At 68.7% G+C, this 23,777-nt stretch carries 24 protein-coding genes and 1 pseudogene; 11 read left to right on the plus strand and 14 right to left on the minus strand.

What is annotated here, in order from left to right; translation table 11 throughout:
* Positions 1–27 precede the first annotated feature (27 nt).
* Both OO52_RS25790 and OO52_RS47845 read right to left on the minus strand, forming a co-directional pair.
* On the minus strand, positions 28–456 hold the full coding sequence (locus OO52_RS25790) for an Rrf2 family transcriptional regulator (protein WP_030647284.1): 429 nt from the start codon (positions 454–456) through the stop codon (positions 28–30).
* Between the two features lie 242 nt (positions 457–698).
* Positions 699–960: pseudogene (locus OO52_RS47845) on the minus strand (IS256 family transposase); the annotation flags it as partial.
* 385 nt (positions 961–1,345) lie between these two features.
* Here OO52_RS47845 and OO52_RS25800 point away from each other — a divergent pair.
* Positions 1,346–1,732 (plus strand): DUF4440 domain-containing protein, encoded by a 387-nt coding sequence (locus OO52_RS25800; protein WP_030647280.1) that lies wholly within the window; start codon positions 1,346–1,348, stop codon positions 1,730–1,732.
* Positions 1,733–2,192: 460 nt separating this feature from the next.
* Here OO52_RS25800 and OO52_RS53005 read toward each other — a convergent pair whose 3' ends face one another.
* Together OO52_RS53005 and OO52_RS25815 are read right to left on the minus strand one after the other, a co-directional pair.
* Positions 2,193–2,558 carry a hypothetical protein gene (locus tag OO52_RS53005; protein WP_234329022.1) on the minus strand — a complete coding sequence of 122 codons (366 nt, stop codon included), beginning with the start codon at positions 2,556–2,558 and terminating at the stop codon, positions 2,193–2,195.
* Positions 2,559–3,471: 913 nt separating this feature from the next.
* Entirely contained in the window at positions 3,472–4,251 is a 780-nt protein-coding gene (locus OO52_RS25815; RefSeq protein WP_030647272.1) for an SDR family NAD(P)-dependent oxidoreductase, read from the minus strand.
* A gap of 72 nt (positions 4,252–4,323) precedes the next feature.
* Here OO52_RS25815 and OO52_RS25820 point away from each other — a divergent pair, with 72 nt between their 5' ends.
* Both OO52_RS25820 and OO52_RS25825 read left to right on the plus strand, forming a co-directional pair.
* Positions 4,324–4,887: a TetR/AcrR family transcriptional regulator gene (locus tag OO52_RS25820; protein WP_030647269.1), complete on the plus strand. Its 564-nt coding sequence runs from the start codon at positions 4,324–4,326 to the stop codon at positions 4,885–4,887.
* 422 nt (positions 4,888–5,309) lie between these two features.
* Positions 5,310–5,663: a DUF190 domain-containing protein gene (locus tag OO52_RS25825; RefSeq protein WP_030647266.1), complete on the plus strand. Its 354-nt coding sequence runs from the start codon at positions 5,310–5,312 to the stop codon at positions 5,661–5,663.
* A 37-nt stretch (positions 5,664–5,700) separates the two neighbouring features.
* Here the strand turns inward: OO52_RS25825 and crcB (OO52_RS25830) are convergent, their stop codons facing one another.
* The 4 genes from crcB (OO52_RS25830) to OO52_RS51010 form a co-directional block, all read right to left on the minus strand.
* Positions 5,701–6,075, minus strand: a complete 375-nt coding sequence (gene crcB, locus OO52_RS25830; protein WP_030647263.1) for a fluoride efflux transporter CrcB — start codon at positions 6,073–6,075, stop codon at positions 5,701–5,703.
* Positions 6,072–6,422 (minus strand): DUF190 domain-containing protein, encoded by a 351-nt coding sequence (locus OO52_RS25835; RefSeq protein WP_199819967.1) that lies wholly within the window; start codon positions 6,420–6,422, stop codon positions 6,072–6,074. The genes crcB (OO52_RS25830) and OO52_RS25835 overlap by 4 nt, the downstream gene beginning before the upstream one ends.
* Entirely contained in the window at positions 6,422–6,958 is a 537-nt protein-coding gene (gene crcB, locus OO52_RS25840; RefSeq protein ID WP_420711424.1) for a fluoride efflux transporter CrcB, read from the minus strand. The genes OO52_RS25835 and crcB (OO52_RS25840) overlap by 1 nt, the downstream gene beginning before the upstream one ends.
* A 90-nt stretch (positions 6,959–7,048) precedes the next feature.
* On the minus strand, positions 7,049–7,195 hold the full coding sequence (locus OO52_RS51010; protein ID WP_158712562.1) for a hypothetical protein: 147 nt from the start codon (positions 7,193–7,195) through the stop codon (positions 7,049–7,051).
* Between the two features lie 1,218 nt (positions 7,196–8,413).
* Between OO52_RS51010 and OO52_RS25845 the strand changes: the two genes are divergently transcribed.
* From OO52_RS25845 to fmdA, 4 genes are all read left to right on the plus strand, one after another.
* Complete coding sequence (locus tag OO52_RS25845; RefSeq protein ID WP_030647253.1) at positions 8,414–8,842, plus strand: hypothetical protein; 429 nt, start codon at positions 8,414–8,416, stop codon at positions 8,840–8,842.
* Positions 8,843–9,430: 588 nt separating this feature from the next.
* A complete protein-coding gene (locus tag OO52_RS54660; RefSeq protein ID WP_078629829.1) occupies positions 9,431–9,706 on the plus strand; it encodes an FmdB family zinc ribbon protein in 276 nt (91 codons plus the stop codon).
* Between the two features lie 150 nt (positions 9,707–9,856).
* Positions 9,857–10,510 carry an AmiS/UreI family transporter gene (locus OO52_RS25850; RefSeq protein WP_030647249.1) on the plus strand — a complete coding sequence of 218 codons (654 nt, stop codon included), beginning with the start codon at positions 9,857–9,859 and terminating at the stop codon, positions 10,508–10,510.
* Positions 10,511–10,625: 115 nt separating this feature from the next.
* On the plus strand, positions 10,626–11,873 hold the full coding sequence (gene fmdA, locus OO52_RS25855) for a formamidase (RefSeq protein WP_030647246.1): 1,248 nt from the start codon (positions 10,626–10,628) through the stop codon (positions 11,871–11,873).
* A 407-nt stretch (positions 11,874–12,280) separates the two neighbouring features.
* On the opposite strand, the gene OO52_RS25860 is transcribed toward fmdA, so the two are convergent.
* Complete coding sequence (locus OO52_RS25860) at positions 12,281–12,886, minus strand: TetR/AcrR family transcriptional regulator (protein ID WP_037629517.1); 606 nt, start codon at positions 12,884–12,886, stop codon at positions 12,281–12,283.
* A 55-nt stretch (positions 12,887–12,941) separates the two neighbouring features.
* Between OO52_RS25860 and OO52_RS25865 the strand changes: the two genes are divergently transcribed.
* Positions 12,942–13,406, plus strand: coding sequence for an SRPBCC family protein (locus OO52_RS25865; RefSeq protein ID WP_030647242.1), 465 nt, complete (start codon positions 12,942–12,944; stop codon positions 13,404–13,406).
* A 257-nt stretch (positions 13,407–13,663) separates the two neighbouring features.
* Here the strand turns inward: OO52_RS25865 and OO52_RS25870 are convergent, their stop codons facing one another.
* On the minus strand, positions 13,664–14,560 hold the full coding sequence (locus OO52_RS25870; protein ID WP_030647240.1) for a GNAT family N-acetyltransferase: 897 nt from the start codon (positions 14,558–14,560) through the stop codon (positions 13,664–13,666).
* A gap of 375 nt (positions 14,561–14,935) precedes the next feature.
* On the opposite strand from OO52_RS25870, the gene OO52_RS25875 reads away from it, so the two are divergent.
* From OO52_RS25875 to OO52_RS25880, 3 genes are all read left to right on the plus strand, one after another.
* Entirely contained in the window at positions 14,936–15,865 is a 930-nt protein-coding gene (locus tag OO52_RS25875) for an ADP-ribosylglycohydrolase family protein (protein ID WP_030647238.1), read from the plus strand.
* Positions 15,866–15,991: 126 nt separating this feature from the next.
* Complete coding sequence (locus OO52_RS51015; RefSeq protein ID WP_158712563.1) at positions 15,992–16,147, plus strand: hypothetical protein; 156 nt, start codon at positions 15,992–15,994, stop codon at positions 16,145–16,147.
* Between the two features lie 281 nt (positions 16,148–16,428).
* Complete coding sequence (locus tag OO52_RS25880) at positions 16,429–17,115, plus strand: SDR family oxidoreductase (protein WP_030647236.1); 687 nt, start codon at positions 16,429–16,431, stop codon at positions 17,113–17,115.
* Between the two features lie 192 nt (positions 17,116–17,307).
* Here OO52_RS25880 and OO52_RS25885 read toward each other — a convergent pair whose 3' ends face one another.
* Genes OO52_RS25885 through OO52_RS25900 form a run of 4 tightly spaced genes read right to left on the minus strand, consistent with a single transcriptional unit; the run spans position 17,308 to position 23,755 of the window.
* Complete coding sequence (locus tag OO52_RS25885; RefSeq protein WP_030647234.1) at positions 17,308–18,558, minus strand: alpha-L-fucosidase; 1,251 nt, start codon at positions 18,556–18,558, stop codon at positions 17,308–17,310.
* Between the two features lie 3 nt (positions 18,559–18,561).
* Positions 18,562–21,606 carry an alpha-mannosidase gene (locus OO52_RS25890; protein ID WP_030647231.1) on the minus strand — a complete coding sequence of 1,015 codons (3,045 nt, stop codon included), beginning with the start codon at positions 21,604–21,606 and terminating at the stop codon, positions 18,562–18,564.
* A gap of 44 nt (positions 21,607–21,650) precedes the next feature.
* On the minus strand, positions 21,651–22,988 hold the full coding sequence (locus OO52_RS25895) for a 6-phospho-beta-glucosidase (protein WP_030647228.1): 1,338 nt from the start codon (positions 22,986–22,988) through the stop codon (positions 21,651–21,653).
* Positions 22,985–23,755 (minus strand): DeoR/GlpR family DNA-binding transcription regulator, encoded by a 771-nt coding sequence (locus OO52_RS25900; protein ID WP_030647225.1) that lies wholly within the window; start codon positions 23,753–23,755, stop codon positions 22,985–22,987. The genes OO52_RS25895 and OO52_RS25900 overlap by 4 nt, the downstream gene beginning before the upstream one ends.
* Positions 23,756–23,777 lie beyond the last annotated feature (22 nt).

The following is a 23,777-nucleotide window of genomic DNA, read 5'->3' on the forward strand; positions in this document are numbered from 1 at the left end:
GTGGATGCCTGACTACCGGGCTGTCGGCTAGTTCATCAGCGTCTCGCGAAGCACATCGGCGATCGACGTTTCCGCCAGTTCGTGGCGCATGACCTGCTCGACCCGGCCGTAGACGCCGCTCAGGGCGGGCCTGATGCCTCGGCCGACCGGACACTCCAGATTGGGCTCGGTGCGGTGCAGGCCGAACGGTGGCTGCGCATCGACGGCGTCATACACCTCAAGCAGGGTGATCCCCTCGGGCTCACGGGCCAGGCTCCAGCCCGCACCGGCGCCGTGGCGGACCTCCACCAGCCCGGCTCGTCGTAGGTCACCGAGGCTGCGCCGGATGATCACGGGGTTGGTGTTGACGCTGGCCGCGACCTGCTCCGAAGTGAGAACCTCACGGCCACGGCGCTGCGCCAACGCCAGCCAGGCCAGCGCATGCGTCGCGATGGTCAATCGACTGTTCGCCGCCATCACCCCTCCTCGCTCGCTGCAACAGCTTCTGTTACAGCCGTCCTCGCAGTCAAGCCACTCCACTCGTCCAAAGCTTGGCGCCATGCGACCGATGGATGGGCCGGCGCCGGCGCGGACGAGGCGACGAGGCGGGGTGCGTTCACGGCGCGCCAGCGAGCCTGGGCGGACTCGACCAGTTCGCGAAGACCATGGCCCGTCCGGCAACTCGGCTGTCGGCGCGCTTGGCTGACCCCCAACACTCACTGCGCCGTCAGCCGGGCGATCGTGGCCGGCGACAGACCGGCGGCCGAGCCGAGGAACTGTTCCAGCGCGGGCACGAAGTCGCCGGACGCCAGTCCGTGCAGGTGCAGCAGCACCTCGCTGATCTTGGGGCTCTTGCGCACCACAAGCCGACGCCCGGCTTCGTCCCGTTCGCCGGCCAACTCCTCTATGGGCGTTGACTCCGGCCTCCAGCGCGGCGGCCGGTATCCGCCTCGCGCCCTCACGCACGATCTCATCCAGCAGGGAGCCGCCACTGGGCTGTCATCTCATTGACTACCGCAAGCACGGGCGTGCCTTGCCGGTCGGCGCTGCAACGCCGGGCTTGTCCTACGAACTACTCGCGACCGTCCGCATGCTCACCAATCAGGGCATGGACCAGGGCTCCCCACTGACCTGCCTGCTGGTCGGCCAGCCCACCCTCAGACGCACGACGGCAGCCGCCGTCCCGGCCGCGCTGGAACCACGGAACGCCTGCGCTACACGATGCCGGGCATGACCTCCAAGGTGTCGAGCCTGTGGGAATGAGCCGTGACGAAGGCCACGCTTGATCATTGATTCGGGATGGCCCCACGTGGCAGCCGACGAAATCGGTTGCGGCCGGACCCGTGAGTCTGGTGAGGATACGTCCATGGACGGTGCAGAGGACGCTGTGAACCAGGCGATCGCGGGCGAAATGCAGCTCATGGATCCGCGTGTGCGCGCCTCCCGGGAGCGCGCCGCGCAGCTTCTCGACCCGGAGTTCGTGGAGGTCGGCGGATCGGGGCGGCGATGGACATATGAGGCCATGCTCGCCGAACTGCCTGACCATCCAGGCAGTTCGGCGGACGGTCCCCGCTATGAGCCCTCGGAGATCTCGGGAGTGCTGCTCGCGCCGGGCCTGGTGCACCTGACCTTCGAAACCCAGCTCGGCGAACGCAGGACCAGGCACAGTTCGATCTGGCGCAAGAGCGACCACGCCGCAGGCTGGCGAATGTACTACCACCAAGCCACGCGCGTGCCGCCCGGAGTGGATTAGCACCACCGGCACCTCGCCGACGAAGGCGACACCTTGCCGACAACCGCCCCGCCGAACACCGGCGGATTCAATAAATCGACGCATGGCGGGGGGTGTTGGGGTCGTTCCTCAACAGCCCGGAAGCGCTCGGCTGGGCTGTCCCAGTCGAGCTTCTTCCGCGCCTTGGCGTTCAGCCCAGCCGCCACAGCGTCCAGTCCAGGTCCTGCCTGGCCTACTGCGACAGGTCCTCGCCCCTCGGGAAGTACTGACGCGGGCCGACCGCCGACCTGACGGTGGCCAAGACCCCTGACGCGACCACGGTCCAGGTTCGGCCAGGCCGTGACCTATAGCGTCACCGTCCGCAACACCGGCTCGGACCAGGCCAAGGCCTCACCGTCACCGTCACCGACCAACTCCGCGACGGACACACCATCCTGTCCGCCGACACCGCATCGGGTACCTATGACCCAGGCACCCCCATTCAGGGGCCGAGGGGACTCCAGTCGAACCATCCATGGGAGGTGTCGTAAACCATCGCAGGCTCGTCGCAGGTCTGAGATGCCGAAATCTGCGCGGCGACGGCATCCGCGCGCGCCGCGTACCCGTCCGCCAACATCACCAGGACCACAACCGCAGACAGGGCGAGGACCGGCAAGATCCGCCAGCTGCGCACCCGCGAGAGGGCCACTGCCGCCACGGACAGCACCAGCCCCGCCAGGAGAAGCCACCGGTTCACACCCGCCTCGCGGTCGAGCCTCTCAGAGAGCCCGACAACGTCATCGCACAAGACATACGTCTTCGGCCCGCCGGCCAACGACAGGAAGCGCTCCAGCAAGGCCGCCAGCACGACGCACACTCCCAGAAACGGGAGAGTCCGATCCTGGCGCTGTTTCACTCGCACCCAAGCCCCCTCGTACCGGCTCAGCAGACTCCGCGCGACGCATCACTCGGGCACGTCGAACTTGCACGAGTCATCACGCGGCCCACGCCGATGTGGTTCCAGCACGTCCCTCACAGTGACAGCACAGCGCTCATGTCTCATGCGACAGCACACACTCTGGCGAAGGACGGCTACCGCGCCCAGCCCGCTGTGCATGCAGACGAACGGGCGGCTGCCGCACAGCCGGCGCGCCACCGAGATGGTGGTGTCGTTTCCGGAGATCGTGGCGGGGCCGAGCGGCTGCCGGACGCGACCGCGGTTGGGGAGCGAACTCATCGTCTGGGACGGCGCCGGTCGGCCGGCCTTCGAACGGTGTGGAGCCGGATTGCCGCTTCCAGCGGGTACGCGGTCAGCCCGATCGCCCAACCCGGCTCGGCCGGGACGACGGCCCGAAAGATGCCGGACTCGTCGGCGGTGGTCACGCCGTCCGGGCGCCAGACGCCGGTCCCGGCCATGTCCAGGGGCACCGCGAGGCTGCCGAGGAGATGGCTGGTTAAGCTGTCGGCAGGGGCCGCCTCACCGCGGCGGTGATGATGGCGGCCACCTGCTGCCCAGAGGGGTTGAGTGGCTGCTCCAGGTGCTGATCAAGAGCCGCGGGAGGTACGGCCGGTGCGAGAAGGCGGGTGGCGTGGCGAGTTCGTCCAAGGCGCTGCCACCGATGGTGAGGCGGGTGGCGTCCGGTCCGGTGCTCTCGGGGGTGTCGGACCCGGGCGGGGAGAGTCGCTGTGCCTCCGCCAGAGGCGCCGGCCTCTGTGACCCCGCACGTCACCCCGAGGCACGTCTGCGCGACATCGCCGCGGCCTGGCCACCCGGCGATCGGTCAGTTCACCGAGCGGATCGTCCCGCCGTCGACGCGGAGTGTGGCACCGCTGACATAGTCCGCGTACGGGCTGGCCAGGTAGGCCACGGCGCCCGCGATCTCCTCCGGGCGGCCGAAGCGGCCGACGTCGTTGGGCACGAAGTCGCGGGCGGCACGGTGTTCGATCTCCTCCCAGGACTCTCCCCAGCCGCGCTCGGGCGCCATCCTGGTCAGCAGCCTCTGCACCGAATCGACGAGAACGGCTCCAGGAGCGACCACGTTGGAGGTCACCCCGGTGTCCTTCAACTCCCGCGCCAGGGAGACGGCCAGATTGTGCCGCGCGGCAAGAGTGGCGTTGTAGTGCGGCTGCATCGCCAACGGCTGCGAGGCCAGGCCGCCTCCGATCTGGATCACCCGACCCCAGCCCCGCTCGCGCATCCGTGGCACCAAGCGGTGGATCATGCGCACGCCCGAGACGACGTTGACCTCGTAGGTGTGCAACCACACCTCCGGTGTGGCGTCCTCCCAGCCAAGATGATCGTAGGCGCCGGCGTTGTTGACCAGGATGTCGACGTCGCCGGCGGCGGCGGCCACCGCGTCGGCGCCCTCGTCCGTGGCGAGGTCGCCGATCGCCACGGCGACCGCACCGATGGCGTCAGCCACCTGGCGTGTGCGCGCCTCGTCGCGTCCGTGGACCACGACATCGGCACCCTCGGCCGCCAGCAGTCGGGCAATCGCCGCCCCCAACCCGGAACTCGATCCGGTCACCAGGGCCCGGCGGCCCGTCAGTCTCAGGTCCATCGCGATGTCGCTCCATCCGCCCCGAAGGCATGTATACGGCCGTAGACAAAGCTCTAGTCTACACTCGTAGACATGACGCAACAGCGACGCCGTGACGCCGCCGCCACCAAGCAGGCCATCCTGCACGCCGGCGTCGAAGCCTTCACCCGACACGGCTACGACGGCGTCGGGGTCCGCGACATCGCCCAAGCCGCCGGCGTGACGGCCATGCTCGTCAACCGCTATTTCGGCTCCAAGGAGGGACTCTTCGCCGCTGTGGTCGAAGCTTCCATGGCCGACCGCACCGTCCTCACCAGCGATCCGGCCACTCTTGCGCGCGATGTGGCGGTCGCGCTCGTCCACCGCACCGCCCCCGGCGCCGACCACCTCTCACCCTTCCTGCTGATGTTGCGCTCGGCGCCCAACCCCCGGGCCGCGGAGATACTGCGCGCCGGCATCGAGAACCACGTGAAGGCCCATCTCCTGGGAGTCGCCCCACAACTGCGCGACACCGACCGAGCAGCGATGATGCTCGCCGTCATCGCGGGTTTCTGGCTGATGCGCAAGGTCATCTGCGACACCGCCCTCAACAGCACCGACGAAACCGTGCTGACCCGAACGCTGGAACAACTGTTCACAGTTCTCGTCGACCCCTAGCCACTCCCCGGCCGACCACCGGCCCAGGCGCGCCCCTTGAAGCTGTCCCGTCATGTTCCTGTCACAGAATTATTCATTCCGAGCTATGACGATTTGCGGTAATTTTGTCATGTAGCCGGAGCTGTATCTTGCGATGGTTACGCGGCGGTGGGGCTCGCCGTACCCGAACCGTGGCGTCCGACGCCACCAACAGTCCCTACTCGTAGTGATCTCGGCCTGTCTGTCGGCCCGCGCGAGTAGGAGGGTTACGGAATGAAAGGCCCCCCTCTCCAGCTCATGTCGCCTCGTGATGCGGGCGAGCGCAGCGGCCAGTCTTCGGGTTGGCTCTGTCGTGGGTCGGTTCAGGCCCGGGGCACCCTGGTCGCGGTTGGGTCGGCCGCATCTGTAGCGCAAGGCGTGTGTGTGATGGCCGGGAGGACGTCATGATGTCCACGAAAACGGCCCTGCAGCTGACGATTTTCATAGAAGAGTGTGACACCTGGCATCGCAGGCCGCTGTCCGCCGAGATCGTCCATCGCGCCCATGAGGCGGGGCTGGCCGGGGCCACTGTCTTCCGCGGGATCGAGGGCTTCGGAGCCTCATCGGTGATGCACGGCTTCCGGTTGTTGTCGCTCAGGCAGGACCTGCCGCTGGCGATCGTCATCGTCGACGACGAGGAACAGGTACGCCGCTTCATCCCGACGCTGCGCGAGCTGGTGGACGAAGGGCTCGTGATCGTCGAGAGGGTGGAAATCATGCAAGGCGCCGACCGGAGACCTGCCCCCACGCATGCCTAAAGGAACTGGTGTAACTGGTTCGGCGGCCGGCGGCGGCCTAGCCGAAGGCTGCCTGCGCGAAGGCCAGACCGATGAACACCGCTCCCAGCCCGGCAACGACCGAGGCCAGTACGTTGACCACAGCGAAGAAGCGCGCTCCGGCTTCAACCAGGCTGAGCGTTTCGTAGGAGAACGTCGAGTACGTGGTCAGGGCGCCGCACAGGCCTGTGCCCACGAGGAGCTGGACGCTCTGCGCGGCAGCTCCGGCGAGCACCGCTCCGGTCAGCGCGCCCAGGATCATCGATCCGGTGACATTGGCCGCGAACGTCCCCCAGGGAAATGTGGTGTCGTGGCGCGCCTGCACGGTCCGGTCGATCAGGTACCTCAAGGGGGCGCCGACGGCTCCCCCGAGAATGACGAGCAGAAACCTCATGTGGCCGCGGCCTCCCGGCCTTTGTAATGGACCACCTCGACCTCCTGCACGGTGACCAGGCCACTGATGGGCAGTTCTTCGAGCTGGGTCATGAACGCTCGGATGCGGTCTTCCTCGTCGATGATCATGATCGACGTGGGCAGGTCGTCGGCCATGGACAGCAGTCGCGTGGTGTGCACCACCGACGTCGCCCCGAACCCCTCGACGCCACGCAGAACCGTCGCTCCGGCCAGGCCGAAGGCATGGGCGCGGTGCACGATCTCCGTGAACAGGGGCTTGTGATGCCAGGTGTCCGTGTCATCGACGATGATCGTCAGGCGCAGTGCACGTCCGTGGAGTCTCATGATCACAGTCCTCTCATCACCAGGATGCGTCGGGTGGCGACCATGCCGATCTTCGTCGCGGCCAGTGCGATGACCACGGTCGCTGCCAGGTAGGCCAGGGCAACGCCGGCCCTGTCCGCCCGCACGAGACGTTCGATGTCGGCGCAGTATGTGGAGAAGGTCGTGAAGCCGCCCAGGACTCCGGTCCCGAAGAACGGGCGGAGCAAGGGGTGCGCTGTGATGGCTTCTACGATCGTGACCAGGAACACGCCGATAATGAAGCAACCGACCGCGTTGACGCCCAACGTCGTCCAGGGGAATGCGGCCTTACCGGTCGGCCAGAGCAATGCTGCCTCGTAACGCGCGCAAGCACCCAGCGCTCCACCCACAGCGATGACTGCAAGTGTCTGCATGTGTCTGACGCGGTTCTCTCGGCGCTTACGCGCCTGTTCCACCGCGGACACTTCCACCGCTGCGGTTACCACCGAGTGCTGCGCAGACTCGCCACTCACATCGCCTCGCCCCAAAAATTCGGAGGCTATCCAGTTCAGGATGAGCACGGGCAATCGGCCTGCAGCTGCGCAGTATGCTCCGCGCCGGGCCGCTTCACCTGCTCAACCCACCCTAAGCCTTGAGTCGGACGGTTGGGCTCAGCGGTGGCCGGCTCGCATCGCGGCCCGGAGCACCGGGGCCAGAAGCTGGATCACGACCGTGATCAGCACGAGGATGGAGAAGCCGTACGGGCCTCCGGTCGGCGCACCGCGTACCTGGCCGTCCACCCCGACGACGGAGAACAATCCGTAGCCGTCGACCGTCGTCCGACGGGAACCAGAGCTGCGACCGTGGCCCGCAGCGTGGACTGCGGGCGATCATGTGGTGAGCCGGCTGCTGTACTGCTGCCGCCCGCCTTGGCTCCCGGTGGAGCAGCAGATCGCCGCGCCGCAACTCATCGACGTTCCGACGCCGACGCCCGAGCGCAGGTTCCTTCTTTCCCGGCCGCCCCGCGAGCAGGCCGCGCTCTGCGGTGTCGCCCTGGCGGTGAAGCGGCCAACGGCTTGCCGATCCTCGGCGCCCGCGACGCTGCATGATCGAGGCGGTCATGGACCTGCCTCCGGCCGGGGCGAGCAACTTGATCGGCATCTCGCACTTCCCCCTTCCCCGGCGTGGTGCGGCGGGCGGCGGCGCCGGCCAGGAGGGCCAGGGCCAGGCTGACGGTCGCGCCGGTCGCGATGAGACCGGTATCGGTGGGGGAACTCCAGGAGCGGCTACGGGATGTCGGTAGGCGGGCACCCGGGCCAGCCACGTCGCGGGACGTGTGGCCACCGAGGTGCGCCGAGCGTGCCGCGTCTCTGGAGGCCCGCAGGTCGATGCGCGGTGTGGCGCCGGGCGAACCAGACCACCGTCCCGCCGTCAGGCAGCAGGACCGCTCCGGCGTCCGGGACCCGGATGATGTTGCTGCCCCGATGTGGGCCGGCCGGTGGGGGCGTGCCGCGGCGCGGTGGCCACACATCCAGAGGGATTCTGGCCGGCCCCTGGTCGTTCATGCGTGGTGCTTCGCCGTGCTCTGCTGGGCCCTGCGGCGGGTAACCGACGGTCCACTCAGCCCGTGCGGGCGACCATGATTCACCAGGCTGACTTCGCTGGGCCGGCCGTTGGGCCGCCCCCGGTCGTGGTGAAGATCGCCGCGACCGTCATCGACGTGTGATGCGTCAGCCGGTGGATTTCGCTGATCAAGCACTCTTGGCCGCACTTGGAAAACGGATCACCGCTTGTGATTGAGCTCACCGGTGCATGGCTGGATTATTGCGTATCGTGCACTTTAGCCTCTTTGCACAGCGTGCAAGCCTCATAGCCGATCTTTTCCCGCAGCAACCGTTATGCGACGGGAAGCGGGTCGGCCGGTACTCGGGTAGACGGCTGCTGTTTCCAGACGCTTCAGAACGTGTGAAGAAGATGAGGACGCATTCGTCGCCGGCATCGTCAGAGGGGCAATTCGAGCTCGGAAGGCAGAAGAAGTGAGCGAAGACGCCGTATGGGTCCGAGGCGTGACCGGCATCCAACTGCACCACGTCACCAACATCCAGGATGCTCGGCGGTTCCTGGGCAATGCTGTCATGGCATTGAATGCTGCCCACGTGCGAACCGGCGACGCCAGGTTCTCCGGTCTTGCCGACCACCTCAAGGGCATGGTCGCCGCAGCGCGGGACCTGGAGGGTGAGGCGCAGGAGCGGATGCACCAGCTGCACTCCACGGATCCCGAGCGGTTCGTGCGCTGCCGGGAGGGCGAGGAGCCGTGGCCGGACGAGCTCCAGGCGGGCTTTGTCCCGCGTCATACGTGCCGCGACGAATGCCTCTACCACGACCACGACGTGCTGGACGGCATCCTGCAGTGCACCTGCGGCCGGCCGCCGTGCCGCGCTTGCGCGATCGCGGGCGCGCCCTGACGTCAAGCCCCGGGGGCCCGGCCCGCACGTGACGATCGGCGTGCGGCCGTGCTCCTGGGGAGAGGCGCACGTGCCGCTGCGGGTCGCCGGTCCTGTCCAGTGCTGTCTTTCGCTACTTTTCTCCGGGAATTACGGCGGCGCATATAGTTGAAGGCGGTACTGAAAACGTCGACCCGGCAGACCAAGGTCCCGGCCGTGCACGCGCGGCCGGGCCTGCTTTTGCATGAGGGACGACGCTCCCGCTCCTTGGGCCGTCGATCGGCGCGTCACCAGTCGAATCACCGCGCTGGTACTCGCCCTCACCGCCCCGGTCGCAGCCCGGGTTCGAGTGGAAAACGACTGGTGGACGCCCCACGTCTGAGGCGCGCAACGAAAAGAGCGTCGCTGGTCTTCGACGCCGAGCGAGCCCTCGGTCCCACCCATTTTTCAACGGGTGCCGCGAGTGCCCGTGGGGCAGCCCTGAGCTCGCCTTGACACGCCGCCATCCGGGGGGTTGCCTTGAATAAGGACGCTACTTCTTGCGGCGTCCCATCGGCTCCGGCCCAGCGTACGTCCCAAGGCCGGAGGCGCGGCCGGGCGGAGACATTTATGGCGACGTATGAATATACCTGCAGCCACTGTGGATCGTTCGATGTGAAGCTGCCGATCGGCACCGCGCCGGCGCAGTGGAACTGCCCGCGGTGCCAGGCGGATGCGCGGCGTGTGTACTCCTCTCCGGCATTCGCATCGACGCCGCCCGCGGTGGCTGCTCTGCGCGAGTATTCGGAGAAATCCCGGGAGAACCCCGAGGTGGTCACGCGAGCCGCTGGGAACGCCCCGCAGAGTCCCGCTCATCCGGCGCTCGCCCGGCTCCCCCGGCCCTGACGGGCAAGGGCCGCGTATCAGCAGGTCCGGCGCCTGGGGCGTGCGTCTTACCGGCCATGGCACGGAAACTGCCCGCACCGGCTTGTGGTCGCATGACCGTTTTGTGGGCGAGTCACCGACGGTAGCGGAAACAGCGGGAGGTGTGTCCTCTTGGCCAATGTCGGACTCCTTTTCGTGGGCGCTGTGCTGTTCATGAACGGGTTGATGCTGCTGGGAAAAGTGGACAGCCGGGCAGCAGCGATATTCAACCTCTTCGTGGGTGGACTTCAGGTCCTCACCCCCACGTATCTCATCATCGCCGCAAACGATGATCCCAAGCGCATCATGCTGGCGTCAGGAATTTTCCTCTTCGGCTTCACGTACCTCTACGTAGGAATCGGACTGCTCATCGGGCTGGACACGACAGGCGTGGGCTATTACTCACTGTTCGTGGCCATCGTGGCCCTCGGTTATTCGTTCGTCAGTTTCCGACTCGTGAACGATCAGCCATTCGGCGTGATATGGCTCTACTGGGCGTTCCTCTGGTTCCTCTTCTTCCTGCTGCTGGGGCTGAAAATCGAGTCGCTCACGTCCTATGTGGGCTGGGTGACCGCGATCGAGGGCTGGGTGACCGGTGTCATCCCGGCATACCTGCTGCTGACCGGTTACTGGGTCCCGGAGAATTTCCACGAGACGGCGATCGCGTTGGGCGCCTTCGGCGTACTGACCTTCGCCGGATTGTGGTTCGTACTCCGCCGCAGGGCTCCCCGCGGGCCCGTACAGGATTACGACGCCTCGGGCTATCCGGCCGGAAGCCACGGCTGACCCTCTTGGGGAAGTGGCGGGAGGTGGTTGCCGAGACGCGAGCAGCGGGGTGACGGGCACTCGGGCCTCGGGCGCCATGCCACTCGGATCATCGGGAGCAACACGAGGAGTTGACATGCCTGAAGTGATCTTCAGCGTCGATCAGTCCCGGTCGATGCGCGACCAGGACGTGCCCGGACACAACAGGTGGCATCCAGACGTACCGACTGTGGCAATGGTTCGCCCGGGGGACGAGTTCCGCGTCGAATGCCGCGAGTGGACCGATGCGCAGATCGGCAACAACGATTCCGCCAACGATGTGCGCGACGTCGACCTCAAGCGGGCGCACATGCTCAGCGGGCCGATCGGTGTCGAAGGCGCGGAGCCCGGTGACCTGCTGATCGTGGACATCCTCGACCTCGGGCCGGTACCGCAGCAAGTCGGGGACGCCCCCGGTCAGGGCTGGGGGTATACCGGCGTGTTCGCCAAGGCCAACGGTGGAGGGTTCCTGACCGACTACTTCCCGGACGCCTACAAGGCGATATGGGAATTCCACGGGCAGGTGGCGACGTCCAGGCACCTACCCGGCGTCCGCTTCACCGGTATCACACACCCCGGCCTCTTCGGCACCGCGCCGTCCGCGGAGCTGCTGGAACGGTGGAACAGGCGTGAACAGGCCCTGATCGACACGGACCCGGACCGAATACCGCCTCTGGGACTCTCGCCCGACCCGGACCAGGCCCTCGGCGGTCAGGCGACAGGATCCGACGCCGAACGCATAGCCCAGGAAGGGGCGCGCACCGTGCCCGCACGGGAGAACGGAGGCAACCACGACATCAAGAACTTCACCCGTGGCTCGCGCGTCTTCTACCCCGTCCACGTCAAGGACGCCAAGCTGTCGGGCGGTGATCTGCACTTCAGTCAGGGAGACGGCGAGATCACCTTCTGCGGCGCCATCGAGATGGGCGGCTACATCGACTTCCACGTCGATCTCATCAAGGGCGGCATGGAGAAGTACGGCGTCAGCACCAACCCTGTCTTCATGCCGGGCAACGTCGAGCCGCGCTACACGGAGTTCATGTCCTTCATCGGCATCTCCGTGGACCACGACACCGACACCAACTACTACCTGGACGCGACGGTCGCCTACCGCCGTGCCTGTCTCAACGCCGTCGAGTACCTGAAGAGGTTCGGCTACACCGGAGAGCAGGCCTACCTGCTGCTCGGCGCGGCCCCCATCGAGGGACGCATCAGCGGAATCGTCGACATCCCGAACGCCTGCTGCTCCCTCTACCTGCCGACCGGAATCTTCGATTTCGACGTCCGCCCCACCGCGGAAGGACCGAAATCCGCGGACCGTGGGCAGTGCGCGGTGAGCAGCTGAGCGAAAAGAGCCCGACGTGCGGTCCCCACCCGGTGACCCGCCGGGCGGGGACCGCCTCTGCCGACAGTGCGGGCACGGGTTGTCGGCGCGGGCGGAGACGACCATCGTGCCGTCGGCACGGCCTTGCCGCAGACGAGCGCCACCGTCTCGGCGCGCCGGATCACCAGCGACCGGGCCGCCCAGGCGTAACCAGTCCGCTCGATCGCGCGGTGCACCAGCTTCTGAATCGCCTTGCCGCCCTCTCCCCCGGCCCGGACCCGGCTGAGCTGATCAGTCGTTTCCCCGGTGCTGTTCGGCGACGCGGGGCAGCGGTGCGCGGGCCGGGCGCCCCCCTTTTTGAGCATGCCGCAGAGGTTGCCGACCATGTCGTCGTCCGGCCCAGCCGCTCGGGCCGATCGGCGACTCTGTCACTTCGAGTCGTAGTACAGCCTGAGGAACTCCCCCATCGCCGCGTCGACGCCGGCGCGGTCACCGGTAGCGAGCAGGTCGAGCAGCAGACCGCGGACAGTGGCGAGTCCCAGCCTGGCCCGGTTTCGGGCCACGGCAGGCTCCACCCCTGCGCCCACCTCAGCGGCCACGAGCGGCTCCAGCCAGTCGTTCACGAGCCCTTCGAGGACCGGGGCGGCCTCGGGGCGGCCCCGCAGCGCGTACCCACAGACTTCGAAGAAGAGCCGCTCCTGACCGGCCAGTCGGGGGTCCGCCAGTTGCTCCCAGAGGAGCCGCGCGGCATCGGCGGGCGAGAGACCGGGTTCCAGGCGGAGCTGGGACAGCAGATCACGCTGGCGCTGCTCCGACGTCCGGACGATCTCGACGAGCAGCTGTTCCTTGGAGCCGAAGTAGTGGATCAGCATGCGGTGGCTGACGCCGATCGCGTCGCCCAGGCCGCGCAGGCTCAGGTCCGTGAGGCCGTGTGCCGCGACGTAGTCAACGGCCATGTTCACCAGATGAGCGCGCCGACCCCCGTCCGTGCCCGGCGCGTCCTCGCCCTCGCCCTCGGGGTGCGAGCCATCCATATCCACCACGCCGCGAGTGTACCAATTGGTACATGCCATGTGTACCGTGTGGTACATGAAGTCTGTCACCGTGTCGATCGACGTACCGCAGACGCCTGAGCAGGTCTATGACTTCCTCGATGTCATGGCTCACCACGAGCGATTCACAGACCACTACCTGATCGACTGGCGCTACAGCGGCCCCGGCCGCGGCATCGGATCGCGCGCCACGGTCACCGCCGCGCTGGGCGGCACGAAGACCGACGTCACCGTCGAGGTCGTCGAGGCCGATCCGCCGCGGCGCATCGTCGAGCGGAACGTCAGCGCGGCCGGCCGACGTCTGGCCCACGGCACCTACACCATCGAACCGCTCCGAGGCGGCGGGAGTCACGTGGCGTTCACGTACGCCTGGGTGCGCGCCCCGGTCGCCGACCGCCTGCTGGCACCCGTCGTCCGGGCCGCGATGCGGCGCGCCAACCGCACGGTCATGCGACGTCTGGCCGCCGAGCTGGCTCGCCATGTGTCCGCTGCCGGATACTGACGCCGGTATCTCTCGGCTCTTCCACCCGGCGCCGGTCCCGACACCCACAGCGCCCCCGCCCACACCCGGCTCGGACTGCACGGTCCGGCGCTTCGTCTCCAACTCGGTTCACATGCACGTTTTCGGCGCGGCAGGCCGTGGCAACCCCGCCGCCGACGGCGCCTTCGATTCCCTGGTTCAGACTGATCGTTTCCCGCTCTCGTCAGCCGCTTCGCGGCGGTCGCCCAACCGGTGGGTGGCAGGCGTCTTTGCCTCGATCACGACCCTCCCCCGACTTCTGGCGCGCCGTAGGAGAACCTGTACCCGGCGAAGTCGGCGACATGGACGTACCCAATGCGCTGGTAGAGGGCGTTGCTGGTGGGGTTGTCCGGGTCCGTGAACAGGACGACGTCCGTCGCCCCCGCGGCCAGCGCGGCCCTGCTCACCTCGACCGTCACGGCCCCCGCGTAGCCGCGGCCGCGGAGGTGGGCCGGGGTGTAGACGGGGTCCACCCGGACCATGCCGCCAACGACGGAGGTCGCGGCAGCCATCGAGACGGGGATGCCCTCCGGGGTCTCCCAGAATGTGAAGTGCCTGTCGCCGAAACGCGAGTCCCCCCAGGAGCCGGCGTCGATCAAGTCGATGGAGGACTGCTCCCCGACGTCGACACAGAACTCACGGCACCAGCGCACGACTTGCTGACGGTCCTTACCCTCCGTGAGGCGCCCCTGGCCTTCCGGGTGCGGCTGCGGTGAGGTGAGCGTGCCGAGACGGTACAGATGCGTCCGCCAGAAAGGTACCGGCGCCGCGCCCGTGTGCTGCTGCCATGACTCGGCGAAAGCGCCAGCGGTGTCGTGGTCCGCGATGACGTTGGCGGGTGAGTGGCCGAGGCCGGCCAGGTGTGCAGCGAGGCTGTCGGCCTGCTCGGCAGAGAGAGGCGTGAGGCCCAGACGTCCGCGAGGAGTGAGATAACAGATCGCGCGAACCTCGCCCTGCGCCTCCAGTAGGCCGAAAACGGCGGCTTCGGCGTCGTGATCGGGCGCCCTACGTATCCTCAGCTTGGCGATGTCCGTCAGAGACATGTTGTGCAGCGCGGCGCGTGAGCACAGGAAGTCTCCGGCTCGGGCGAGGAAGTCGTCGACGTCTTGGGTGAGGTGCCAGTCATCCGGGAGCATGCCTCATGATCCCGGATCACCTCGACTCGGGGACTGCTTCCTCAACACCTTTCAGCCACGTGACTGACTGCTCCCGAGCAGCCCCCCTGTCGACGGATGGCGTGCCGCGGTGTCGGCGGAGGCCGGCCACATCGTGCTGCGCTCACGCGGGGGTACCAACCTGCTGCTGGGGATTCCCGGTAGTGCGGTCCGGGTGCGCGCAACTGCCGCACGCGACCGCGCTGGACGAGGTTATGTGACCTGTACGGGTGTCTCAGCCCCAGAGTGTCTCAGGTGCACCCCGCAGACGAGACACGTTCGCCGCCGATGGGTCGGGAAGCCAAGAGAGAGAATTGGGCCGTGCGGCCGTCTGCGCGGCGCAGATAACCTGCACGGATGGAGCGGATTCAGCGGGCCGCGGGCGCGGTCGTCGGCTCAGCGGTGGGTGACGCCCTTGGCGCCCCCTTCGAGTTCGGCCCCCAGGGAGCGTTCTCCGCACGGTTTCCCGCGCCTGGTGCCGGTGGCGAGATGTGCGGAGGCGGCGGCTGGGACCCCGGCGAGGCCACCGACGACACACAGATGGCCGTCCTGGTCGCGGAGTCGCTGCTGGAGCGGGGCGGACTGGATCTGCCGGACGTCTTCGCCCGCTTCCAGCGGTGGGCAGCATCAGAACCGAAGGACATCGGCTTGCAGACCGAAGACGTCCTGACCAACGGCATGCCCTGGGACCTCGCCGCTGCGATGCATTTCCAGGTCAACCAACGAGCAGCGGGAAACGGCTCGTTGATGCGGGCATCGACTTCCGCGGTCCACTTCGCATCCGCGGGCCAAGAGGCCACCATGGACGCGGCCCGCCGCATCGCTGCCCTCACCCACGGTGACCGTGCGGCCTGGGAAGGCACTGCGATCTTCCACGAACTTATCCGTGTCATGTTCGGGGACACCGACCCCCTCGCCGCGCTCCCGGACATCCTCGCTCTTGTTCACCCCGGCCACCGCGGCCGTTACACCGCAGTCCTCGCGCCTGACTGGCACCCCGATCAGGCGACCGAGTTCAACGGTGCCGTCTGGCCCTGCCTGGGCTCCGCCATCTGGGCCTTGCGCACCACCAACAGCTTCGAAGAGGCGATACGCGCGGCGATCGACCTGGGCGGTGACACGGACACGGTCGCCGCGGTGACCGGAGGCCTCGCGGGGGCGTACTACGGGCTGGACGCAATCCCCGACCGCTGGACCCAGCCGCTCCATGTCCCCCTCCCCGGATTCGATGGGCGGGTGCTGCACCTGGCAGATCTGCTCGACCTTGCACACCGCCTCGGAGGCTGAACCGGGTCTTACTCAATGCGCCGGACCTCGCCCAGCCGGATGGGCCCCGTGGCCGATCATGGATGCGGCTTCGCTGTCGTCGGATGGCAGGGCTGCCAGGAGGGCGGTGTCCCAGGCACTGGCTCCGTGAGGTCAGGCGTGGTCTACGGCGCACTCTCCTCCCACCGGCGGACCGGCCCGGCGGCTCTGGCGATCCCGCTCCAGGCACGCTCGGTCGGCTACGGGACCAAGGCGGTCCGCGGCTCCTGGCTGAAGCGCTGGTTCGGCACCGCCTCACCCTAGGACGCGCTGCCGGCGCTGTCCCAGGTGCGCAGGCTCGTCGCCGATGAGGTGCCGAGCGTTCCCCGAGGCCGGCCGTTCCCGCTCCAAGGCTTCACCGAGGCCGTCCCGCTCGCCGAGGACCCCGCACACGGCACCGAGCCACTTCGTGACATCGGGCCCGTGGCCGAGCGCTGCCTCACATGCGGCGGTACGGCGTTCGATGCACGCTGGTGGTGGAGAGGAAGTGGGTCCCTCGCCGGGTGCCGGCTGCGATCGGCAGGCGGCAGCGGGAAGGAAGTGTGATGGAGATCGAAGGATCGACTGCCCTGGTGACCGGGGCCAATCGTGGTATCGGCTACGCGTTCGCCCGCGCACTGATCGCACGCGGGGCGGCGAAGGTCTACGCCGGTGTCCGCGATCCGGCGAGCGTGAGCGACGGAGACCTGACCGCGCTCCGTCTGGACGTCACCGTGCCGGAAGAGGTCGCCGCGGCGGCCGCGACAGCCGATGACGTCACCATCGTGATCAACAACGCGGGCGTCGGAGGTTTCGACACCAAGCTGCTGACGGGCTCCTTCGACGGCGCGCGCGAGGCGATGGAGATCAACTACTTCGGCACCTGGGCCGTGTCCCGGGCCTTCGCCCCGGTCCTGGCCCGCAACGGCGGCGGCGCACTGATCAACATGCTGTCGACGGCCTCATGGGCCTCCCGCCCGGACTATCCCGGGTACGCGGCCTCCAAAGCAGCCCAGTGGTCCTTGACGGGCGCGCTGCGGGAGGGCCTGCGCGAGCAGGGCACTCTTGTGATCGGCGTCCACGCCGGTTTCGTGGAGACGGATCTCAGCTCCTTCACGGACGCACCGAAGATCAGCGTGGAGGATGTTGCGAAACAGACCATGGACGCTCTGGCGAACGACCGGGTCGAAGTCCTCGCCGACGAGCGGGCCAGACAGGTCAAGCGCGCTCTGTCGCAACCAGTCGAACGGTGAGAGGGGCCGGCTCGGCCCGGAGCGGCCGCCGTACGTCGTCATCGGCGGGGCGGACGGGTTCCGGTGCGGTGAGCCGGCCAGCCACCGGTCGTCGACGGCACACCGGTCTGTTCGCCGTGCCGCTACCCGCGCAGCCGCCCGAGCTCACGCGGGTACCGTACGTCGTCGTCCGGAAAACAGGCATCGCCGGGGTCAGAACCGGCCGGCCCCCCGGTACAGCTCCAGTTCGCCGTCCAGTTCGACGGCGAGCACGGTGGCGTGCGGGTCGAGGTCGGACTCGGCGGGCGGGTCGATCCACAGCACCCCGACCGCCTCGTGGAGTCCGCCGATCACCCGGTGGCCGAGTTCCGTGCCGGTGCCGAGGACGGTGACCTTGTTGACCTTGGTGGCCAGGCCCCGGACGCCGATCTCGGCGCGCGGGGCGTCGAACACGGTGAGGTAGAGGGTGCGCCGGTCGGCAGAGAGGGTGCTGGGACCGTAGTGGTGCCCGGCCGGAAGTCCGCGCACGGTGCCGTACACCGCCTCCGCGTGTGTGCGGATCCACTCCCCCAGCCCTTCCAGGCGCTCGACCTGCGGCTGCGGGATGGTGCCGTCCTCCATGGGGCCGACGTCGAGCAGCAGGTTGCCGCCGCCGCCGATGGTCTCGGTGAAGTAGCGGATCAGCTGGGCGAGGGACTTGTGGTTGTGGTCGTGGTGCTGGTAGCCCCACGAGTCGTTGATCGTCAGGCACAGTTCCCAGGGGCCGTCCGGGGGCACGACGGGGACGCCCTGTTCGGGGGTGGCGTAGTCGCCCTCGCTGAGCATGCGTGCGTTGAAGACGACGTTCGGGACGTACGAGCGGATGAGCGCGGCCAGTTCGGGGATGCGCCACTGCTCCTCGCTGCGGTCCCACTCGCCGTCGAACCACATCAGGTCGGGCCGGTAGCGGGAGGCCAGCTCCCTTATCTGGCCGTCCCGGTAGGCGAGGAAACGCTCCCAGGCGTCCAGGTCCTCGTCCTCGGCGGCCACTTCCGAGTACCGGTTGTCCTCCAGCTCCGGTGGACGGCCCGGCTTGCGGGTGCTCGCGTAGTCGGGATGGTTCCAGTCGGAGTGCGAGTAGTACAGGCCGACCTTCAGGCCTTTGTCGCGCAGGGCGTCGGCGTAGGGGCCGAGGTAGTCCCTGCCGAGGTTGAGGTCGCCGTACGCCGTGTCCCACAGGGCGACGCCGTCGTGGTGGCGGCTGGTCAGGACGGCGTACCTGGCGCCGGCGCGGGCGAACAGGTCCGCCCACGCCCTGGGGTCGTAGTGGGCGCCGGTGAAGCGTTGCAGCTGGGACATGTACTGGTCGTGCGGCACGATGTCGTCGTAGAAGGACCAGGACTCCTGGACCCCGTCGACCGCGTAGATGCCCCAGTGCACGAAGATCCCCAACTTGGCGTCGGTGAACCAGGGTTGCATGGCCATGGGTCAGCTCCTGCGCAGGCGGAGGGTGAGGATCTGGAAGGGGCGCAGCTCGACGGGCACGGTGTCGCCGTCGGTGGTCGCGGCCTCCAGGGGGCGTTCGAGCAGGTCGGTGACCTGGGCGGTGGCGAGCGGGAAGCCGGTGCGCAGGAGGCCCTGGGCGCGGCCGCCGCGCGACTCGTAGAGGCGGACCACGACGTCGCCGGAGGAGTCGTCGGCGAGCTTGACCGCCTCGACGGTCACTCCCTCGCCGTCCACCGAGACGACGGGCCGCGGCTCGCCCGCCGCCTCGGCGATCCGCAGCGGCAGGTTGAGGGCGTAGCCCTCGGCGATCGCGTCCGCGATGCTCGCGCCGGGCAGGAGGGAGTAGGTGAAGCGGTGCCGGCCCTGATCGGCCCCGGGGTCCGGAACGCGCGGGGCGCGGACCAGGGAGAGGCGGACGGTGGTGGTCGTACCGCCGTCCTCGCGGACCGTGCGGGAGACGTCGTGGCCGTAGGTCGAGTCGTTGATGACGGCGACGCCGTAGCCGGGCTCCCCGATGTGCACCCAGCGGTGGCCGGATACCTCGAAACGGGCCGCCTCCCAGCTGGTGTTGGTGTGGGTGGGCCGTTGGACGTGGCCGAACTGGATCTCGGCGGAGGAGTGCGGGGCGCGGATGTCCACAGGGAAGCCGGCCTTGAGGAACTTCTCCGCCTCGTGCCAGTCGATGTCCGTCTCGAAGTCGATCCGGGGGCTGCCGGCCCGGAGCGTGATCGTCTGGGTGATCTTCGAGCCGTTGCCGAACGAACGGCTGACTCGGATCGCGCCGAGGAGCGGGTCCTGCTCGACGACCGTGATCTCCGAGGGGTCCAGCAGGTCCGTGTAGCGATTCCTGTAGTGCTTGTCGACGTCCCAGGCGTCCCAGTAGTTCGGGAGGTCGGTGTGCAGGCGCAGGAGGTTGCCCTGGCCGGCGAGGACCTCGCGGTTCGCCCGCAGGTCGTACACCGAGGACAGTGTGCCGTCGTCTGCGATCCGTACGCGCACCAAGCCGTTGTCGATGACCCGTCCGTCGACCGTCACCGGCTGCGGAGTCCTGGCGCCGCCGGTCAGCGGCGCGCTGCCGCTCGCCGGGACCTCGACGTACACCGGCGCACCCGCGCCGTCGCGGACGACCTCGGCGCGGGCGTAGGGGCTGGTGTTGAAGGCCCGGGCGGTGCCGGTGCCCAGCGCGGCGATCGCCTCGGTGGTCAGCGCCTCCAACTCCTGGGCGACACGCGCGTATTCGGCCTCGGCCTCGCGGTGCACCCAGGCGATCGAGGAGCCCGGCAGGATGTCGTGGAACTGGTGGAGCAGGACGGTCTTCCAGAGCCGGTCGAGCTTCTCGTGCGGGTACTGGTAGCCGGGCGCGTGCAGGGCGGCCGTCGTGGCCCACAACTCGGCTTCGCGCAGCTTGTGTTCGCTGCGCCGGTTGCCCTGCTTGGTGCGGGCCTGGGAGGTGTAGGTGGCGCGGTGCAGCTCCAGGTAGAGCTCGCCGACCCAGACCGGCGCGTCCTCGTACTCGGCGCGGGCCTTGGCGAAGAAGGCATCCGGGTGCTCGATCTCGACCCGCGGGGAGCCCTCCAGGTTCCTCAGGCGTCGGGCGCGCTCCATGATCTCGCGGGTCGGGCCGCCACCGCCGTCGCCCCAGCCGAACGGGGCCAGCGACCGGGTCGCGGCGCCCTTCTCGGCGTAGTTGCGGACCGCGCGGGACATCTCCTCGCCGCTGAAGCAGGCGTTGTAGGTGTCGACGGGCGGGAAGTGGGTGAAGATGCGGGTGCCGTCGATGCCCTCCCACCAGAAGGTGTGGTGGGGGAACTTGTTGGTCTGGTTCCAGGAGATCTTCTGGGTGAGGAACCATTCGTTGCCGGCCAGCTTGGCGAGCTGCGGGTAGGCCGCGTTGTAGCCGAAGGAGTCGGGCAGCCAGACGCCCTTGGTCTCCACGCCGAAGTGCTCGATGAAGAACCGCTTGCCGTGCACGAACTGGCGGGCGACGGCTTCGCCGCCGGGCAGGTTGCCGTCGGCCTCCACCCACATTCCGCCGACCGGCACCCACTGGCCCTTCTTGACCGACTCCTGAATGCGGGCCCACACGCGCGGGTAGTTGTCGCGCACCCACTCGTACTGCTGGGCCTGCGAGCAGGCGAAGACGAACTCCTCGTACTCGTCCGCCAGCGAGGTCACGTTGGAGAAGGTCCGGGAGGTCTTGCGCTTGGTCTCGCGGATCGGCCACAGCCAGGCCGAGTCGATGTGTGCGTGGCCCACGCCGGAGATGCGGTGGGCGCTCGCGTGTGCCGGCTTCGACAGCACCGGCTTCAGTACCTCGCGGACGGCGGGCGCGGAGCCGGAGATGTCGTCCAGGTCGAGCAGGTCCATCGCGTGGTCGAGGGCGTGCGTGATCTCGTGCCGGCGCGGGTCGTGCTCGCCGAGCTCCAGCATCAGCTCGCGCAGCACCTGAAGGTCCAGGTCGAGGTGCCAGACCTCTTCGTCGAGGACGGCGATGTCGGCGCGCTTGAAGGTGTAGAGCGGCTTGTCGCCGGCCGTCAGGACGTCGCCGAGCGGGGTGGGGGCGGCGAAGTCGCCTGCGAGGATGTCGGGGTTGGAGGCGGCCTCGAGCAGGTAGTCGACGACCTCGCCGCCGGTTGCCGACTTGGCGATCGGCACGTACTGGTTGAGCGGGTTGACCGCCTTCAGCGGGGTCCCGTCGGTGAGGTGGACCAGGGCCTCGGCCTGGTTGCCGGGCCAGTCGCCGACGAAGCCGAGGTCGATGACGGCCTCGACGCGGCGACCCGCGAACTCGGCGGGCACCCGGCCGTGCAGCCGGAACCAGGTGGTGCCCCAGGGCGGGCCCCACGGGGTGTTCATGGCGAACGGCTCGTACGGGGCGGCCGCGGCTTCCTCGAAGGGCACCGGCTCCCCGGGCGCCTGCCAGGCCGCCACCTCGAAGGGGACGGTGGCCGCGTGGATCGCGGGCTTGATGCGCTGGTTGTGGAGGCGCTCTACGCGCTCCTCGATCCGGCGGCGTTCGTCGTGCATGGAGGTCTCCAGAAGAGGGCTGGAAGCGCTTGCTGAGCGGCTGGCTAGGTGAGGTAGGCGAGGCCGGGGTGGACCGCGGTGTAGCCCTCGACCAGCCGGCGTGCGACGTTGACCGAGTCGACCAGTGGGTGCAGTGCGAACGCCTTCACGGCCGTCGCGCGGGAGCCGGATTCGGCGGCCGCCAGCACCTCGCGCTCGACGGCCTTCACCGCGCAGACCAGGCCGGTGGCGTGGTCGGGCAGCGGGTCGACGGCGACCGGGTGGGCGCCGTTGGCGTCGACGAAGCAGGGCACCTCGATCACCGCCTCCCCGTCGAGCACCGACAGGGTGCTGCGGTTGCGGACGTTGAGGATCAGGGTGGTGCGCTCGTCGCGGGCGATGGCGCGCATCAGCGCCAGGGCGACCTTCTCGTAGCCGCCGGAGAGGTCGTCGGCGTCGCGTTCGCCGGCGCCCGCGGTCTCCCTGTTCTCGGCCATGTAGGTCGCCTCGCGCTCGGCGCGGGTGCGGTTCCAGGCGTCCAGGGCCTTCACGCCCGGATCGCCGACCTGCTGGTAGAAGTGCGCCTGCTGGTCGCGCAGGAAGGCGCCGCGGGTCTTCTCGGCCTGCTGGTAGGCGCGGACGGCCTCGCGGTTGAAGTAGTAGTAGTGCAGGTATTCGTTGGGGATCGCGCCGAGGGACCGCAGCCAGTCGGTGCCGAAGAGCTTGCCCTCCTCGAAGGAGCCGAGCAGGCCGGGGTCGGCGAGCAGGCGCGGGAGTTCGTCCCGGCCCGCGATGCGCAGTCCGCGCACCCAGCCGAGGTGGTTGAGGCCGACGTAGTCGATCCAGGCCTCCCGTGGGTCGGCACCGAGGACCCGGGCGATGCGGCGGCCGAGTCCGACCGGGGAGTCGCAGATGCCGATGACGCGGTCTCCGAGGTGGCGGGACATGGCCTCGGTGACCAGGCCGGCGGGGTTGGTGAAGTTGATGACCCAGGCGTCGGGGGCGAGGCGGGCCACCCGCTGGGCGATGTCGACGGCGACGGGGACCGTCCGCAGACCGTATGCGATGCCGCCCGCGCCGACCGTCTCCTGGCCGAGGACGCCCTCGGCGAGCGCGACCCGCTCGTCGTTCGCGCGGCCCTCCAGGCCGCCGACGCGGATCGCGGAGAAGACGAAGTCGGCACCGCGCAGGGCCTCGTCCAGGGACGTGCTGACGGTCACGGTGGGGGCGTCGTCGACGGTCGACGCCTGTTCAGCGAGCACACGGGCGACCGCCCGCAGCCGGCTGTCGTCGAGATCGTGCAGGACGACCTCGGTCACCCGCCCTTCGCCGCGGTCCGTCAGCAGTGCCCCGTACACCAGGGGCACCCGGAATCCGCCGCCGCCCAGGATCGTCAGTTTCACGTCCGTACCTTTCCTGCTCCTGCCATGACCACCTCGACGCCGGCCTCCTCCAGGGAGGACCGGGTCGCGGGGTCGATGGGAGCGTTGGTCACCACCATGTCCAGGTGCTCGGGGTCGCATACCTTCGCCATGCCCGTACCCGGGAACTTGGCCGCGTCGGCGAGCAGCACGACCTTGTCGCTCGCATTGATCATGGCGCGCTTGACCGGCACCTCCACGACCGTCGTGTCCATCACCTGTCCGCCCGGACGGACCCCGCTGGTGCCCAGGAAGAGCCAGTCGGCGTGGAGCTGGCGCAGGTTGTCCTCGGTGAGGAAGCCGACCAGGGACCGGTACTCGCGCCGGACCATGCCGCCGAGGAGCACCAGTTCGATGCCCTCGTCGTCGGCGAGTTCCTCGTAGACCACCAGGTTGCTGGTGATGACCGTGAGGCGGCGGCCGTGCAGCTGGCGGGCCAGCCGGTAGGCGGTGGTGCCGATGTCGAGCAGCACCGACTGGCCGTCGGCGACCATGGCCGCGGCACGCTCCGCTATGGCGTCCTTCTCGGCCACGCGCACCTCGGCGACCTCGGCGAAGGGCTGGTCGCCCTCCTCCACGACCGCGCCGCCGTGCACCCGCGTGAGCAGCCCGTCCTCCTCCAGCTTGACCAGGTCGCGCCGGATCGTGGCGGGGCTCACGCCCAGCTGCTCGGAGAGATCGGTCACGGCGGCGGGACCACCCGAGCGCAGGGCCCGCAGGATGAGTTGATGTCGTCGTTCTGCCAGCACGACGTGAACACTACTCTTCATC

This window comes from Streptomyces flaveolus (genome assembly GCF_000716535.1).
Classification (GTDB): Bacteria; Actinomycetota; Actinomycetes; order Streptomycetales; family Streptomycetaceae; genus Streptomyces; species Streptomyces flaveolus_A.

What these genes read in the sequence shown, in the direction of transcription:
- OO52_RS25790 (WP_030647284.1), bottom strand. Translation starts at nt 456, where the DNA reads ATGGCGGCGAACAGTCGATTGACCATCGCGACGCATGCGCTGGCCTGG.
- OO52_RS25800 (WP_030647280.1), top strand. Translation starts at nt 1,346, where the DNA reads ATGGACGGTGCAGAGGACGCTGTGAACCAGGCGATCGCGGGCGAAATG.
- OO52_RS25815 (WP_030647272.1), bottom strand. Translation starts at nt 4,251, where the DNA reads ATGGACCTGAGACTGACGGGCCGCCGGGCCCTGGTGACCGGATCGAGT.
- OO52_RS25820 (WP_030647269.1), top strand. Translation starts at nt 4,324, where the DNA reads ATGACGCAACAGCGACGCCGTGACGCCGCCGCCACCAAGCAGGCCATC.
- OO52_RS25825 (WP_030647266.1), top strand. Translation starts at nt 5,310, where the DNA reads ATGATGTCCACGAAAACGGCCCTGCAGCTGACGATTTTCATAGAAGAG.
- crcB (WP_030647263.1), bottom strand. Translation starts at nt 6,075, where the DNA reads ATGAGGTTTCTGCTCGTCATTCTCGGGGGAGCCGTCGGCGCCCCCTTG.
- OO52_RS54660 (WP_078629829.1), top strand. Translation starts at nt 9,431, where the DNA reads ATGGCGACGTATGAATATACCTGCAGCCACTGTGGATCGTTCGATGTG.
- fmdA (WP_030647246.1), top strand. Translation starts at nt 10,626, where the DNA reads ATGCCTGAAGTGATCTTCAGCGTCGATCAGTCCCGGTCGATGCGCGAC.
- OO52_RS25860 (WP_037629517.1), bottom strand. Translation starts at nt 12,886, where the DNA reads ATGGATGGCTCGCACCCCGAGGGCGAGGGCGAGGACGCGCCGGGCACG.
- OO52_RS25865 (WP_030647242.1), top strand. Translation starts at nt 12,942, where the DNA reads ATGAAGTCTGTCACCGTGTCGATCGACGTACCGCAGACGCCTGAGCAG.
- OO52_RS25870 (WP_030647240.1), bottom strand. Translation starts at nt 14,560, where the DNA reads ATGCTCCCGGATGACTGGCACCTCACCCAAGACGTCGACGACTTCCTC.
- OO52_RS25875 (WP_030647238.1), top strand. Translation starts at nt 14,936, where the DNA reads ATGGAGCGGATTCAGCGGGCCGCGGGCGCGGTCGTCGGCTCAGCGGTG.
- OO52_RS25880 (WP_030647236.1), top strand. Translation starts at nt 16,429, where the DNA reads ATGGAGATCGAAGGATCGACTGCCCTGGTGACCGGGGCCAATCGTGGT.
- OO52_RS25885 (WP_030647234.1), bottom strand. Translation starts at nt 18,558, where the DNA reads ATGGCCATGCAACCCTGGTTCACCGACGCCAAGTTGGGGATCTTCGTG.
- OO52_RS25890 (WP_030647231.1), bottom strand. Translation starts at nt 21,606, where the DNA reads ATGCACGACGAACGCCGCCGGATCGAGGAGCGCGTAGAGCGCCTCCAC.